Below are 14268 nucleotides of genomic sequence, written 5' to 3'. Positions count from 1 at the left end.
AGTAGGCTCTGTGATCTACCGCGACCGGCGGTGGGGGTGACCGGGGCGAAAGGGCGAGGCGTGGAAGCGATTCTCTTGGTCGGTGGCAGGGGTACCAGGCTGAGGCCTTTGACGATCTCCACTCCCAAGCCGCTCCTGCCCACCGCGGGAGTGCCGTTCCTGGCCCACCAGCTGGCCAGGGCCGGCGCGGCGGGCATCACGCGCATCGTCTTCGCCACCTCCTACCGCGCGGAGATGTTCGAGGCGGCCTTCGGCGACGAGGCCTACGGGGTCGAGCTGGTCTATGTGGACGAGCCCCGGCCGCTGGGCACCGGCGGGGCGATCCGCAACGCCGCGCAGGCGCTGCGCGGCCGGGAGGACGACCCCGTCCTGGTCCTCAACGGCGACATCCTGTCGGGGCACTCGATCCCCGACCAGGTGGCGATGCACCTCAAGGCCGACGCGGCCGTCACGCTGCACCTCAGCGAGGTGGACGACCCGTCGAGGTTCGGCTGCGTGCCGACCGACGACGCCGGGCGCGTCACCGCCTTCCTGGAGAAGACCAACAACCCGGTCACCAACCGGATCAACGCCGGCTCGTACGTGTTCCGCCGGTCGGTGATCGACACGATCCCGTTCAACGAGGTCGTGTCGGTGGAACGCGAGACCTTCCCGGCGCTGATCGCGTCCGGGCAGACCGTCATGGGCTTCGTGGACCCGCAGTACTGGCTGGACGTGGGCACGCCGTCGGCGTTCGTCCGCGGCTCGTGCGACCTGGTGCTGGGCAGGCTGGACTCCCCGGCGCTGCCCGGCCCGACCGGCCCGGTGCTGGCGCTGGAGGGCGCGAACGTCTCCCCGCGCGCGGTCGTGACCGCGGGCACCGTCGTCGGCGCCGACGCCACGATCGAGGCGGGCTCGACGGTCTCGGGCAGCGTCCTGTTCGACGAGGCGGTCGTCGCCAAGGGCGCGTGGGTGCGCAACTCCGTGCTCGGCCGGGGCGCCCGCGTGGCGTCCGGCGCGATGCTGGACGGCGCGATCCTGGGCGACGGAGCGGTCGTCGGCCCCGGCAACGAGCTGGGCGACGGCCTGCGCCTGTGGCCGGGCATAGAGCTCCCGCCCACGGCGGTGCGCTTCTCCAGCGACGTGTAGGCGCCGGATGGAGGGCATGGAATTCACGTTCTCGGACGAGGTCAGCGGCGAGCTGGCCGACCTCGTCCTGGCGGAGTTGAAGGCCGAGAACCGGCGGAGGTCCCCCGAACTGCGCGCGGCCCTGGAGCGGCACGGCGAGGAGCAGCCGCTGCACGTCTACGCCCTGGAAGGCGGAAGGCCGGTCGGCGGGATGGTGGGCCGCACCTGGGTGGGCTGGCTGCACGTGGATCTGCTGTGGGTCCGCGAGCGGGGCCGGGGCCTGGGCTCGCGGCTGCTGGCGCGGGCGGAGGAGCTGGCCGCGGCCCGCGGCTGCGTCGGGGTGAGGGTGGAGACGTGGAGCTTCCAGGCTCCGGGCTTCTACCAGCGTCAGGGCTACCGGATCGCCGGAGAGGTGCCCGGCCACCCGCCGGGCGCCGTGGACTACACCCTGATCAAGGAGCTGTGAGGCGGAGCCCTCGCGGAATTTTTCGGGTGAGCACGTGCTTGTCTCGTACAGGGGTACTGCCCTGTCGCCATTATGACGCTTGGCATAGAGTGCGCCCTATGGAGAGCGCTGTGAGTGAATCGGGGCTGCGGCGAGCGCTCGCACGGGCCCGAGACGGCAAGACCCTCGACCAGGCCGAGGCGGCGATCCTGCTGCACGCCAGAGGCCCCCAGCTCGACGACCTGCTGACCTACGCCTCGCGGACGCGCGACGCCGGCCTCGACGCCGCCGGCCGTCCCGGAGTGATCACCTACAGCCGCAAGGTGTTCATCCCGTTGACGAGGCTCTGCCGCGACCGGTGCGGCTACTGTACTTTCGCCACCGCGCCGAACAGGCTCCCGGCCCCCTTCCTCAGTCCCGACGAGGTGCTGGAGATCGCGCGGCAGGGCGCCGCCCTCGGCTGCAAGGAGGCGCTCTTCACCCTCGGCGACCGGCCCGAGGACCGCTGGCACCAGGCCCGCGAATGGCTCGACGAGCAGGGCTACGACGACACGCTCTCCTACGTGCGGGCCATGGCGATCCGCGTGCTGGAGGAGACCGGGCTGCTGCCCCACCTCAACCCCGGCGTGCTGAGCTGGCGCGACTTCCAGCGGCTCAAGCCCGTCGCGCCGTCCATGGGCATGATGCTGGAGACCACCGCGACCCGGCTGTTCAGCGAGAAGGGCGGCCCGCACTACGGCTCGCCCGACAAGGACCCGGCCGTCCGGCTCCGGGTGCTGGAGGACGCCGGGCGCTGCAACGTCCCGTTCACCACAGGCATCCTCATCGGCATCGGCGAGACCATCGAGGAGCGTGCCGACGCGTTGTTCGCCATCCGGCGGACCATGCGCGAGTACGGGGCGATCCAGGAGGTCATCGTCCAGAACTTCCGCGCCAAGCCCGACACGGCGATGCGCGGCACCCCCGACGCCGAACTGGAGGAGCTGGCCGCGACGATCGCCGTCGCCAGGCTCGTCCTCGGCCCGAAGGCGCGCATCCAGGCGCCGCCGAACCTGGTGGACTCCGAGTACGCGCTGATGCTCCGCGCGGGCATCGACGACTGGGGCGGCGTCTCGCCGCTGACACCCGACCACGTCAACCCCGAACGCCCCTGGCCGCAGATCGACGAACTCGCCTCACGGACCGCCGAGTCCGGCTTCCGGCTGCGGGAACGGCTCACGATCTACCCCGAGTACGTCCGCAAGGGCGAACCCTGGCTGGACCCGAGGCTGCTCGCGCACGTCCGCGCCCTGGCCGGCGACGACGGCCTGGCGAACGAGGACGCCGTCGTGGAAGGACGCACCTGGCAGGAGCCCGACGGCGGCTTCTCCGCGTCCGGACGCACCGACCTGCACATCGAGATCGACACCGAGGGCCGCACGTCCGACCGCCGCGACGACTTCGACGAGGTCTACGGCGACTGGGACGCGCTGCGCGAACGCGTCAACGCTCCCCAGCGTTTCGACGCCGACGTGAAGGCCGCGCTCGCCGCCGCCGAGCAGAACCCCGGCGGCCTGTCGGACGAGCACGCCCTGGCCCTCCTCCACGCCGAGGGCCCCGAGCTGGAGGCCCTCGCGGCCCTCGCGGACGACCTGCGCAAGGAGGCCGTCGGCGACGACGTCACCTACGTCGTCACGAGGAACATCAACTTCACCAACGTCTGCTACACCGGCTGCCGCTTCTGCGCCTTCGCGCAGCGCCGCACCGACGCGGACGCCTACAACCTGTCCCTCTCCCAGGTCGGCGACCGCGTGGAGCAGGCGTGGGAGGCGGGCGCCACCGAGATCTGCATGCAGGGCGGCATCCACCCCGACCTCCCCGGCACCGCCTACTTCGACCTCGCCCGCGAGGTGAAGAAGCGCGCCCCCGAGATCCACCTGCACTCCTACAGCCCGATGGAGGTCATCAACGGCGTCTCCCGCACGGGCCTGTCCCTGCGCGAGTGGCTGATCGCGGCGAAGGAGGCGGGCGTCGACTCCCTGCCCGGCACGGCCGCCGAGATCCTCGACGACGACGTCCGCTGGGTCCTGACGAAGGGCAAGCTCCCCACCTCGGCGTGGGTGGACGTGGTGACGACCGCCCACGAGGTCGGCCTGCCCACGACGTCGACGATGATGTACGGCCACGTCGACACCCCCGCCCACTGGGTCGGACACCTGAAGCTGCTGCGCTCCATCCAGGAGCGAACGGGCGGCTTCACGGAGTTCGTCCTGCTCCCGTTCGTCCACCACAACGCCCCCATCTACCTGGCCGGCCTGGCCCGCCCCGGACCCACCGTCCGCGAGAACCGCGCCGTCCACGCCCTGGCCCGCATCCTGCTGCACGGCGCCATCCCCAACATCCAGACGTCCTGGGTGAAGCTCTCGGACGACCTGTGCACCGAGGTCCTCCAGGGCGGCGTCAACGACCTCGGCGGCACCCTGATGGAGGAGACCATCTCCCGCATGGCCGGCTCCGACAACGGCAGCTTCAAGACGATCTCGTCCCTGGAGGAGATCGCCGCCCGAGCCGGCCGCCCCGCCGTCCAGCGCACCACCGGCTACGGCCGCCCCACCGCCGAACGCATCGAGGCGGCCCGCAAGACCGACGGGGTGGGGCACTTCCTTCCCCTGGCGGTCAAGTAGGAACCCCCGCACGACGAGCAGGTCCCCGTCCGCGAAGGCGGGCGGGGACCGAAGAACAGAGCGGTCGGCGGCGGTCATCCCCCGCGCGGAGCGACCGCGTGAGCGCGTGGAACGCGGCTTTGCGGACAGGTCCATCGCCTTCACCTCGCCGTACACGAGCCGCTGGAGCGGCTGCTCGGCCGTGATGCCGGTCTCGAACGCGCGCCGAACGCCGAGCCGGCGGGATCGTCTGCGTCACCATTCGCCTTCGAAGAAGGCGAGGAGTGCCGGTGCCGGGTCCGCCGCGGTGGCCGTGTTCGCCACGGCGACGACGATCATGGCCGGTGACAGCAGCGCCGAGAGGACGCCGAACGACCCCAGTACGCGCCTGGCCGGCCTGCCGGACGGCTCCGTTCTCGCGAACCTCCTCCACAGCGCCACGCTGACGCCGATGAGGACGATCGCCACGATCGCGGCGATCACGGCCATCGCCACGTGGTACCGGTAGAAGTCGCTGATCATCACTTCGAGGGCCGGCGAGGCGTGGCCGCTCGTGCCCGGGTAGACGGCCAGTTCCCGCCGAACCTGATCGAGCGTGCCGGTGAGCCGCGTGCCGGTCGCGTCGGCCGTCAGCATCGGCAGCAGCGAGGCGAAGGGCGCGACCGTGCCCTGGACGTTGGCCATCACCGCCAGCAGCGAGACCAGTGCGAGCATCGTGACGAGGGCGCCGGCCGTGGCGAGGGCGGCCCTCTTTCCCGTCTTGGGACCGCCGGCGCTCAGGAACGCCTTCCAGAGGCGAACGCCGAGCGCGACGAGCACGATCAGCAGGATCGCGGCGATCGTGGCCTTGGCCAGGTGGTAGCGGAACCAGTAGTCGACGACCCTCTCCAGATCCGGGGACGACTCCCGGTCGCCGGAACCCCAGTACCCGGTGAACGACCCGCGGAGGGCTTCCACGAGGTCGCGCTGCCCGGCGAAGCCGCCGCCCGCCAGCATGCCCGGGGCCGCGACGAAGGCGGCGGCGAGAGCGGCGGCGAGGGCGGCGAGAGCGGCGAGGGCGCGACCGGGGACGCCTGCGGACGGCAGGACTGCGGGAGCGGACATGGGGATCCCTTCGGCTGAGAGCGAGGACTCAGTGGAGGATGCAGCTTCGGAGAGGTGATCCACATCGGCCTCCGGCGTGATCCGCGCATCGCTCTCCGGCATGATCCGGCCCGGCTCCCTTCCACCCCGCCTTGGACGACCGGACCGCCGCCTCGGAGAGCCGGCAGGCGCGCACGTCGGAGCCGTACGGCTCGGCGGGCGCCCGGGGTTGACCCTGACGCGGCGGGAGGCCGGAGGGTCGGGGCATGAACACCTACACCAGCCCGGTTCCCATGCCGGCACTCGACGCGACCGCTCCCGAGATCTACCGGGAGATCTACGGGATGCCGATGTTCGTTATCACGCCCACCCTCGATCTCGAGGCCTCGAAGGACTTCTGGATCCGCGGACTGGGGTTCGTCGACCTCTTCTCCATTCCGGGTCAGCTGACCCACCTGCGGCGGTGGGCCTTCCAGGACGTTCTCCTCGTGCTCGGAGAGCGGATGGGCGAGGCTCCGGCGATGAGCGTCAATTTCTCGTGCGTCCTCAGCGAGATCGAGGCGACCGCCGCCCGCTGCGAAGAACTCGTGCCGGGGTGCGCCAGTGAACCGAGGGAGATGCCCTGGAACTCCGTCGAGCTGACGGTCGTGACGCCGGAGAACACGCGGGTCGTGCTGACGGCCGCCCGGCCGATCGATCTGGACGGCCCGCAGGCGGCGGCCCTCCGGGAGCAGGGTTTCCACTTCCTCAAGAAATGAGCGTCCCGCAGTTCCGCCTCCGGGAGGCGGCTCCGCGCCCCGGCGGGACGGGCGACACTGGGCCGATGACGAAGGGCGAGGCCACTGGCATGCGGTTGACCCCGGAGGACTGGGAAGAGACCGCGGCCGACACTCACGCCTTGGACGCCGACCTCTCCTGTGCGAAACACGCGGATTCGTCTGAGAGTCCGCTCCTCAGGGACGAGGACGGTCAGCGCCGCTCCCTTTCGCCGATGAGCAGTTCGATCGCCGCAGCTCCGTCGGAGACGACGAAGTCGGGTCGAGGGGCGTCGGGGGAAAGAGGGCGGCCGCGGTCGATCCAGATGGTGCGCAGGCCCGCTTCACGTCCTCCGCGCACGTCGGCCGCCAGGCTGTCGCCCACCATCCAGGCTCCGGGGGTCAGCGCTGCTCCGCACCGTTCGGCGGCCAGTTCGAACAGGCGCCGTGCGGGTTTGCGGACACCCTCGGCTCCTGAGATGGCCGATCCGTCGACGCGCTCGGCCAGTCCGCCGGCGATGATCGTGGCGAGTTGTACGTCGGCTTCCCCGTTGGTCACCAGGCCGATCCGCCATCCTCGTGCGCGCAGCCGCTCCAGACCGTCAAGGACGCCGGGGCACGGTGGGATCAGCGCGGGCTTCCGCGTCCGGTACTCGTCGCACAGCGAGGCCACCGGTTCCTGGATCCCGAACCGCTTCCGCACCCTGTCGAAGAAGACCTCCTTGGGAGTCAGCCCGTCCCCGTCCGCCTCCTCCAGCCACGGAACCTGGTCGGCGTCGAGTCTCCACCGCGAGCAGAACTCCAGCGCCCACCGCCGGAATCCCTCCGCGCGGTCGACGAGCGTGTTGTCCACGTCGAAGAGCACCAAGGGGCGCACGCCGTTTCCTTTCTGACGACCGGGCCGCTGCTCATCGAGGTCGACCTGCGGGTCGAGGCATTGGCGGAGGGGAGGGGCAACGGCCCCTGCGAACTACTCAAGAACATCAGAGCCGAACCTGGTCTGCCAGTCCCCGCCTCTGGCAAGGAGATCGCCGTCTTCCGCCTGACGCTCCCGACGAACCTGGGAATGAAGCGGGGCATGGAAAAGACCGGCTTCATCCAGAGGGCCGAGGGCGGGTCGGACGGAAACCTCCGGAATCCGGAACGCCTCCGTCCTTCCTGTGGCGTTCCTTCGTGAACGGCCAGGTACGGAGGTCGGGAGGCCCGGGGCGGAGGAGGCCTCCTTCGGTCCGGATTAGGTTTGTAGCGCAGACTGGTTGGCAAGTAGGGATCGGCTATGTATGTTTGCGGTACAAACCAGTTTGGGAGGTGAGGATTTGGAGCGTGGAAAGCTGGAGGCGGTGGCGGCGGGCTACACCTACCTGCGAGGGCTGTTCCTGATTCCGGCGGGTGTCGTGATCGTCCTGTCAGGGCTCACGAACATGGAGTGGGTTCCTTCTCTTCGCGGCTGGCTCTTCGTGGGCGCCGTGTCGCTGGCCGGTCTGGCGTCCTGGGGCATCGCCCGTTACTACGCCAGGACTTACGGGCGAGTCGTCCCCCTGAGGGTGGCGTCGGTGAGGGTCGCCCTGGTGACGGTGGCCGGGGCGCTGGTGGTCGTCGGCGGGGTGCAACTGGACTGGTCCCTTGATCTGCCGGTCGGCGGGACCGTTGCCGCATTCGCCCTGGTCATGCTGGTCAGCTGTGTGCTCACCCTAGGGGTGAGGGCGCACCAGGTGATCATCTGGGGGGTCCTGCTGGCCGTCGCGCTCCTGCCCCTGTGGGGCGGGGCGAGCGGGGACGTCAAGATCAATGCCGGTCTCGTGCTCGTGGGAGTGACGACCGCCCTGGCGGGGATCTTCGACCACAGGGCATTGGGCCGCGCCTTCGAATCCCTCGGGAGCGGTCATGCCGGAAGCGGGTGACGGGCCGGTCCTCGACCGGCTGATCCATGAACCGGCACGGTTGGCGATCATGACATTGCTGTCGTCGGTGGAAGCGGCGGACTTCGTCTTCCTGCAACGCGCGACCGGGCTCACCAAGGGGAACCTCTCCAGCCATCTGACGAAACTGGAGGAAGCCGGCCTGTTGGAGATCGAGAAGAGGTTCATCGGCAAGAAGCCGAACACCAGCGCCGCCCTGACCGAGGCCGGCAGGGAGCGCATCGCCCGCCACTGGGACCAGCTGGAACGCTTGAAGAACCTCTCGACCAGGACCGTTCCGGAATGGGACGACGCCCGGCGAGAACGGAATACCGTCGAGTAGACGAGAGGACTGCGGCTTTTCAGAACAGAGGCGTTGCGGACTCGCCGAGTCGGGAGGACTCGGCGGAGTCGGCCTGGACGTGGCGGTGAGTGAGGGCGGTCGGGGTTGACCCTGACGCGGCGGGAGGCTGGAGAGTCGGGGCATGGACACCTACACCAGCCCTGTTCCCATGCCGGCGCTCGACGCGATCGATCTGGACGGCCCGCAGGCGGCGGTCCTCCGGGAGCAGGGTTTCCACTTCCTCAAGAAATGAGCGTCCCGCAGTTCCGCCTCCGGGAGGCGGCTCCGCGCCCCGGAGGGATGGGCGACACTGGGCCGATGGGGAAGGACGACCACGAGTGGGAAACGGCCGGCCTCGACGGCCTCACCGTCGGGCGGGCCGCCGCGCTCGTCGGGGTCAGCGTGCGGACGCTGCACCACTGGGACGCGGTAGGCCTCGTGCGGCCGAGCGGGCGCACCTGGGGCGGATACCGGCTGTATTCGGGCGACGACGTGGCCCGGATCCACCGGGTCCTCGTCTACCGGGAGCTCGGGTTCCCGCTCGCCGAGATCGCCAGACTTCTCGACGACCCGGGCACCGGTGTGCGCGCCCACCTGCGTCGGCAGCGGTCTCAGCTCCTGGAGCGCATCTCCCGCCTGCAGAGGACGCTCGGCGCGGTCGACCGCATGCTGGAGGCGGAGGCCACCGGCATGCGGTTGACCCCGGAGGAGCAGGTCGAGATCTTCGGCGACGACTGGCAGCCCGCCTGGATCGAGGAGGCCGAAGAACGCTGGGGCGACAGCGCGCAGTGGGCGCAGTACGCCGAACGGGCCGCGGGGAGGACCCCGGAGGACTGGAAGGAGCTCACGGCCGAGACCCACGCCCTGGACGCCGACCTCGCCGCCGCGAAACGCGACGGCGTCCCTCCCGGCTCCGAGGAGGCGAACGCCCTCGCCGAACGGCACCGCGTGCTGCTCTCGACGTACTTCGACTGCACGCACGGGATGCAGGTGTGCATCGGCCGGACGTTCGTCGACGATCCGGGATTCGCCGCGCACTACGACGCGATCGCGCCCGGCCTGTCCGTGTGGTTCCGCGACGTGATCTCCGCGAACGCCGAGGCCCACGGCGTCGACCCGGAGACCGCGACCTGGGAGTGACCGCGCCGGTGCTACGGGTTGGCGCCGCCGGTCCTGAAATAGACGATGGGGGAAGCAGGAGCGATGTTGTATTCGTCGGTCCAGGTCACTTTGAAGTAGATCTGGCGCCCTTCCACCATCTCGACGTTGATGACGCGCGGGCTCTGGTCATGGAATACCGTGCCGACGTTCTTCCAGCTGTCATCGATGTCCTTGTAGTTCCAGGATACGAAGGCGCGGCCTCCGGCGACGTTGTTCCAGACCTTGAAGTTGTCGCCGTAAGGGTAGAAGACGACGCCCGCGTAGTTTCCGGCGACCTGTGTCGAGTTCTTGTAGACGTACGTTTCGGCGTGGGCGGGAAGTGCGGACAGAGGCACGATCACTGCCGTCGCGACGGCGGAAAATGCGAGCATTCTCGTCTTGGCGCGCAATTACATTCCCTTCTCCGGGTCGCGTTTCTGGCGGTGTCCCCCTGGTCCACGCGGCCGCATGGGCAACTTGGTTGCAGAGTCAAAGTCAGTGCGAGGGGGATGTCAATGTCAAGCCGGGTCCTGAAGATCAACGAATGTCCGGACCCGGACGGAAGATTTTTTGATTCAGCGGGTCCGCTTCGGGGGGAGGGTCCGAGGAATTCGAGGTGGGGTCTGTGGTGAAGCCTGATGCGCCGTGGCGGACGAGTTGATGACAATTAAATGAACGGGTCGACGATGCGGCCGGATTCCGCCACCGAAATCTCCGCCGAAGGCGGGATTCGGCTTGATCGTTCTTGTCTCGGCTCTGGGAAACGCAGGAGCGCATCTGCCGGACGTTCATTGACGGATCAGGGATTCACCGCGCACTACGACGCGATCACGCCCGGTCTGTCCGTGTGGTTCCGTGGCGTGATCTCCGCGAACGCCGAGGCCCACGGCGTCGACCCGAGACCGCGACCTGGAGATGACCACGCCGACGGTGGCCGGCTCTCCCTGCTCCACCGGCGTGCCCCGGCCTCAGGCCTGAGCCCGACGATGTGATCTTCCAGGACGGCCGGAGCGGAGCCCGGGCGCGGGCAGTGGCCGCGTCGGGGCGAAACTCGGCCTCTTCACCGTTTGACGGCGGCGCCCGAAACCGGGTGGGTCAGCGGACCTCGATGAAGGCGTCCGGGGTGCGGGGGGCGCGGTCCCGGGGCGGGGCGGCGGGGTGGCCCACGCCGATGGTGCCCATGGGGTCCCAGTCGGCGGGGAGGTCCAGGACGCGGCGGACCGTCTCGCGGCAGAACATGGTGCTGGAGACCCAGCAGGAGCCGAGGTTCTCGACCGTGAGCCCTATCAGGAGGTTCTGGACGGCGGCGCCCGTGGACACCAGGAACATCTCGCGTTCGGCGGCGGCGCGGCGCTCGTCGGGGTAGGTGTGGGCGCCGGCCGTGGTGACCAGGCAGGGGATGATCAGGTAGGGGGCGCGGCGGAGGACGTCGCCTCGGCGTAGGCGCTTGGTGACGGACTCCTCGGTGAAGCCGTCGCGTTCCAGGTCGGCGCGCCAGGCGTCGCGCATCGCGTCGAGGAGGCGGGTGCGGATCTCCTCGGTCTCCAGGAGGACGAAGCGCCACGGGGTGGTGTGGTGGGGGGCGGGGGCCGTGATCGCGGCGGCGACGGCGCGGCGGACGGCCTCGCCGTCGACCGGTTCGTCGGTGAACTCGCGGATGGTGCGGCGGGCGTGGACGACCTCGGCGGAGCCCCAGCGGAACAGGTCCTCCGAGGGGGCGCGGACGAGGGCGCGGGCGCCGGGGCCGTCGGTGTCGACGACCAGGTGGGACAGGCCGCGGACGATCGCGACGGGGACGCCGTCGAGCTTGCCCTTCACCAGTTCGGCGGCGGCGGCGATCTCGTCGGCGACCGCGGTGACGGTGGCCTCCAGGAGGTTGCCGTAGGCGTCGGTGCGGCCGCGGAAGTCGTCGACGGGCAGGACGCCGGAGGCGCCGATGGCGATGTCGGTCTGGCCGGAGCGCCAGGGGCGGCCGAAGGTGTCGGAGAGGATCACGCCGACCCTGGCGGGCAGGGCGGCGCGCAGCGCCGAGGCGGAGGCGTCGGGGTCCTCCGGCAGGAGCAGGACGGTGCCCGGTTCGGTGTTGGAGGCGTCGACGCCGGCGGCGGCCATCACCAGCCCCTGGCGGGTCTCGACGATACGGGTCCTGCCCTTGCGGGCGACGACGCGCACGGTCTCGGCGTCGATGGCCTTCTCGCGGTCGTCGGCCTGGAGGATCCGGCCCTCGGCCTTGCTGACGATCTTCGAGGTGACGACGAGGACGTCGCCGTCGCGCAGGCCGGGGGCGGCCGCGGTGATGAGGGCGGCCAGGTCGTCGCCGGGGCGGACCTCCGGCAGGCCGGGCACGGGAATGATCTCGATCATGAGAGCTCCAGCGCCAGGTCCACGGCGGCCTTCGCGAGGGCGCGGGTGGCCTCGGGGTCGGACATCAGCAGCGGGTGGGCCCGTACGGTCATCGGCTCCAGGCCGGGCGAGACGAAGTGCGGGGCGTCCTCGGGCGCGACCAGCCACCCGTTCACCAGTTCGGGCCCGTAGAAGGAGGCGACTCCGGCGGCGGACGTCTCCACCCCGATCGCGGTGAGGCAGGCGTCGGCCATGCCCCGGACGGGCGCGCCGCCGATGATGGGGGAGACCCCCACGACGGTCTTGGCCTTCAGCGCGTCCCTGATCCCGGGGATGGAGAGGATCGTCCCGACGCTGACCACCGGGTTCGACGGCGGGAACAGCACGAAGTCGGCCTCTTCTATGGCCTTCAGGACACCCGGCGCGGGTTTGGCCTCGTCCGCTCCCACGGGGGTGATGGCCAGGGCGGGCAGGGAGGCCCGCAGCCGGACCCACCACTCCTGGAAGTGGATCGCGCGCTTGCCGCCCTCGTCCTCGATCACCACGTGCGTCTCGACGCGCTCGTCGGTCATCGGCAGCAGCCGGACCCCGGGCTCCCAGCGGGCGCACAGGGCCTCGGTCACCTGGGAGAGGGGGTATCCGGCGTCGAGCATCTGGGTGCGGACGATGTGGGTGGCGAAGTCCCGGTCGCCCAGGCCGAACCAGGTGGGCTCCATGCCGTAGGCGGCGAGCTCCTCCTTGACGACGAAGGTCTCGTCCAGCCGGCCCCAGCCCTGCTCCTCGTTGATGCCCCCGCCGAGGGTGTACATCACAGTGTCCAGATCGGGACAGACCTTGAGCCCGAACAGGTAGATGTCGTCTCCGGTGTTGCCGACGACCGTCACTTCGGCGTCCGGCGCCGCCGCCTTGAGGCCGCGCAGAAAGCGCGCCCCACCGATCCCTCCGGCCAGAACCACGATTCTCACACGGGCAAGTCTTCCATCCCCGCTGTGATGATCTGCTGGCGCCTGACGCTGAGGGAAGTATGTGCGAAGCTGTCGTTGACAAACGGTAGTCTTCCCGCCCCGGACAGACCGCAATCCCCCGCATGGAGTGATTCTCCCGTGAACACCGAAGCGCTGCAGAAGCTGCGCGAACCAGCTGCCTTCGCCCTGCTCGGGGCCGCCGGTCTCCAGTTGCTGGCCGGGCTCATCAGACTCTTCTCCTCGGGCGGGTTCACGTCCAACGCCTACGTCGAGTCCGCCGGCTACGGATTGTTCACCAACCTCACCCTGGCGCTCGTCGTGGCCGGATCCGTGATCTTGGTCACGGTGGGGCAGGCGACGCCGCAGGCGCGCAACGTGGTGACCGCGGCCCTGGCCGTGGCGGGCGTGGCGCTGCTGTTCGGCCTGCTCTCGCTGCTGGCGGGCCTGGTGGCCGACATCGGCGGCGGCGCGGACAAGGCCTCGATGTTCTTCGCGGGCGTGAGCAAGCTGGTCGTGTGCGGAGCGGCGGGGTACTTCGCCTTCCTCTACTTCCAGTCGATGAAGCCGGCCCGCCCGGCGGCGATGCCCGGCGCGGGCGGCCAGGTGTACGGGCAGCAGTACGGCGCCCAGGACCCCTACGGCCAGCAGCCCCAGTACGGGCAGCAGTACCCGCAGGACGGCGGCTACCAGCAGTACGGCCAGCCGGGACAGCCGGGACAGCCGGGACAGCCCCAGTACGGCGCCCAGGACCCCTACGGCCAGCAGCCCCAGTACGGGCAGCCGCAGCAGGGCCAGCCGGACTACGGCCAGCAGCCGGGCCAGCCCCAGCCGGACTACGGCCAGGGCCAGCCGCAGCAGGGTCAGCCCGACTACGGCCAGCAGCAGTACGGCCAGCCGGGACAGCAGTACGGTCAGCCGCAGCAGCAGGCCGACCAGGGCCAGTGGACCCGCCAGTTCGGCGAGGAGCAGTCGTCCCAGCCCCAGCAGAACGACCAGAACTGGTATCGCGGCGATCAAGGACCGCAATAATCCCCTTCCCCAGGCCCCTGCTTTCGTCAGGTAAGGCCCCAGTCCATCCCGCTTTACTCCTGGAGTGCTTGACGCGCAAGGGACTACACACGTGTAATTTCTCGTGTGTAGTTCTGACGTCATTCCCCGTGGCCGAGCACTCTCGGGGGAGGCGGTTGTCCGGGGGCTCCACGGGGGCGGCTAGGAGGTGCGCGTGAGCGAGGTCGTGATCCCGCTGGCGCACGGCACAGATGACGGCGAAGAGTTGGGTTGGCAGGAGCGCGCCCTGTGCGCTCAGACGGATCCGGAGGCGTTCTTTCCGGAGAAGGGCGGCTCGACCCGCGAGGCCAAGAAGGTGTGCCGGGCTTGCGAGGTGCGTGCGGAATGTCTGGAGTATGCGCTCCAGCATGACGAGCGGTTCGGTATCTGGGGTGGGCTGTCGGAACGGGAGCGGCGCAAACTGAAGCGCGCGGCCGTATAGAGGCCCCCCGCAGTACTTGTGAGTAGAGTGGTCAGCCGCGCGGACCCCCGCGCGGCTG

At 70.1% G+C, this 14268-nt stretch carries 14 protein-coding genes; 9 read left to right on the top strand and 5 right to left on the bottom strand.

The genetic code is table 11. The features are described from left to right. Positions 1-30 precede the first annotated feature (30 nt). From manB to ABD327_RS27020, 3 genes are all read left to right on the top strand, one after another. The gene (gene manB, locus ABD327_RS27030) at positions 31-1128 is read left to right on the top strand and encodes a mannose-1-phosphate guanylyltransferase (protein ID WP_425547227.1); all 1098 of its coding nucleotides are present in this window, start codon (positions 31-33) and stop codon (positions 1126-1128) included. Between the two features lie 16 nt (positions 1129-1144). Next, positions 1145-1573 (top strand): GNAT family N-acetyltransferase, encoded by a 429-nt coding sequence (locus ABD327_RS27025; RefSeq protein ID WP_344454130.1) that lies wholly within the window; start codon positions 1145-1147, stop codon positions 1571-1573. Between the two features lie 98 nt (positions 1574-1671). After that, positions 1672-4215, top strand: coding sequence for a bifunctional FO biosynthesis protein CofGH (locus ABD327_RS27020; protein ID WP_344454127.1), 2544 nt, complete (start codon positions 1672-1674; stop codon positions 4213-4215). A gap of 234 nt (positions 4216-4449) precedes the next feature. Here ABD327_RS27020 and ABD327_RS27015 read toward each other — a convergent pair whose 3' ends face one another. Beyond that, the gene (locus ABD327_RS27015) at positions 4450-5298 is read right to left on the bottom strand and encodes a hypothetical protein (RefSeq protein WP_344454125.1); all 849 of its coding nucleotides are present in this window, start codon (positions 5296-5298) and stop codon (positions 4450-4452) included. 245 nt (positions 5299-5543) lie between these two features. On the opposite strand from ABD327_RS27015, the gene ABD327_RS27010 reads away from it, so the two are divergent. Further along, on the top strand, positions 5544-6035 hold the full coding sequence (locus tag ABD327_RS27010) for a VOC family protein (protein ID WP_344454124.1): 492 nt from the start codon (positions 5544-5546) through the stop codon (positions 6033-6035). 211 nt (positions 6036-6246) lie between these two features. Here ABD327_RS27010 and ABD327_RS27005 read toward each other — a convergent pair whose 3' ends face one another. After that, on the bottom strand, positions 6247-6909 hold the full coding sequence (locus ABD327_RS27005; RefSeq protein WP_344454122.1) for an HAD family hydrolase: 663 nt from the start codon (positions 6907-6909) through the stop codon (positions 6247-6249). A 439-nt stretch (positions 6910-7348) separates the two neighbouring features. Between ABD327_RS27005 and ABD327_RS27000 the strand changes: the two genes are divergently transcribed. The 3 genes from ABD327_RS27000 (at position 7349) to ABD327_RS26990 (ending at position 9413) form a co-directional block, all read left to right on the top strand. Continuing rightward, a complete protein-coding gene (locus ABD327_RS27000) occupies positions 7349-7933 on the top strand; it encodes a hypothetical protein (RefSeq protein WP_344454120.1) in 585 nt (194 codons plus the stop codon). Next, on the top strand, positions 7917-8273 hold the full coding sequence (locus ABD327_RS26995) for a winged helix-turn-helix domain-containing protein (RefSeq protein WP_344454118.1): 357 nt from the start codon (positions 7917-7919) through the stop codon (positions 8271-8273). The genes ABD327_RS27000 and ABD327_RS26995 overlap by 17 nt, the downstream gene beginning before the upstream one ends. Positions 8274-8591: 318 nt before the next feature. Next, positions 8592-9413, top strand: a complete 822-nt coding sequence (locus ABD327_RS26990) for a MerR family transcriptional regulator (protein ID WP_344454116.1) — start codon at positions 8592-8594, stop codon at positions 9411-9413. An 11-nt stretch (positions 9414-9424) separates the two neighbouring features. Here the strand turns inward: ABD327_RS26990 and ABD327_RS26985 are convergent, their stop codons facing one another. The 3 genes from ABD327_RS26985 to cofD form a co-directional block, all read right to left on the bottom strand. Then, positions 9425-9823, bottom strand: a complete 399-nt coding sequence (locus ABD327_RS26985; RefSeq protein WP_344454114.1) for a hypothetical protein — start codon at positions 9821-9823, stop codon at positions 9425-9427. Between the two features lie 685 nt (positions 9824-10508). Beyond that, the gene (locus tag ABD327_RS26980; protein WP_344454112.1) at positions 10509-11777 is read right to left on the bottom strand and encodes a coenzyme F420-0:L-glutamate ligase; all 1269 of its coding nucleotides are present in this window, start codon (positions 11775-11777) and stop codon (positions 10509-10511) included. After that, positions 11774-12721: a 2-phospho-L-lactate transferase gene (cofD, locus tag ABD327_RS26975; RefSeq protein WP_344454109.1), complete on the bottom strand. Its 948-nt coding sequence runs from the start codon at positions 12719-12721 to the stop codon at positions 11774-11776. The genes ABD327_RS26980 and cofD overlap by 4 nt, the downstream gene beginning before the upstream one ends. Before the next feature lie 138 nt (positions 12722-12859). On the opposite strand from cofD, the gene ABD327_RS26970 reads away from it, so the two are divergent. Next, a complete protein-coding gene (locus ABD327_RS26970) occupies positions 12860-13750 on the top strand; it encodes a hypothetical protein (protein ID WP_344454107.1) in 891 nt (296 codons plus the stop codon). A gap of 193 nt (positions 13751-13943) precedes the next feature. Next, a complete protein-coding gene (locus ABD327_RS26965; protein WP_344454104.1) occupies positions 13944-14210 on the top strand; it encodes a WhiB family transcriptional regulator in 267 nt (88 codons plus the stop codon). Positions 14211-14268: the final 58 nt, after the last annotated feature.

The organism is Actinocorallia aurantiaca (assembly GCF_039533685.1).
GTDB lineage: Bacteria > Actinomycetota > Actinomycetes > Streptosporangiales > Streptosporangiaceae > Actinocorallia > Actinocorallia aurantiaca.
The sequence above is the reverse complement of the archived record's forward strand: the minus strand, read 5'-3'. Positions and strand labels throughout refer to the sequence as shown.

Excerpts from the sequence above, each read along its gene's own strand:
- ABD327_RS27020 (WP_344454127.1), top strand. The coding sequence starts at position 1,672 with ATGGAGAGCGCTGTGAGTGAATCGGGGCTGCGGCGAGCGCTCGCACGG.
- ABD327_RS26995 (WP_344454118.1), top strand. The coding sequence starts at position 7,917 with ATGCCGGAAGCGGGTGACGGGCCGGTCCTCGACCGGCTGATCCATGAA.
- ABD327_RS27015 (WP_344454125.1), bottom strand. The coding sequence starts at position 5,298 with ATGTCCGCTCCCGCAGTCCTGCCGTCCGCAGGCGTCCCCGGTCGCGCC.
- ABD327_RS27010 (WP_344454124.1), top strand. The coding sequence starts at position 5,544 with ATGAACACCTACACCAGCCCGGTTCCCATGCCGGCACTCGACGCGACC.
- ABD327_RS26980 (WP_344454112.1), bottom strand. The coding sequence starts at position 11,777 with ATGATCGAGATCATTCCCGTGCCCGGCCTGCCGGAGGTCCGCCCCGGC.
- ABD327_RS26990 (WP_344454116.1), top strand. The coding sequence starts at position 8,592 with ATGGGGAAGGACGACCACGAGTGGGAAACGGCCGGCCTCGACGGCCTC.
- ABD327_RS27025 (WP_344454130.1), top strand. The coding sequence starts at position 1,145 with ATGGAATTCACGTTCTCGGACGAGGTCAGCGGCGAGCTGGCCGACCTC.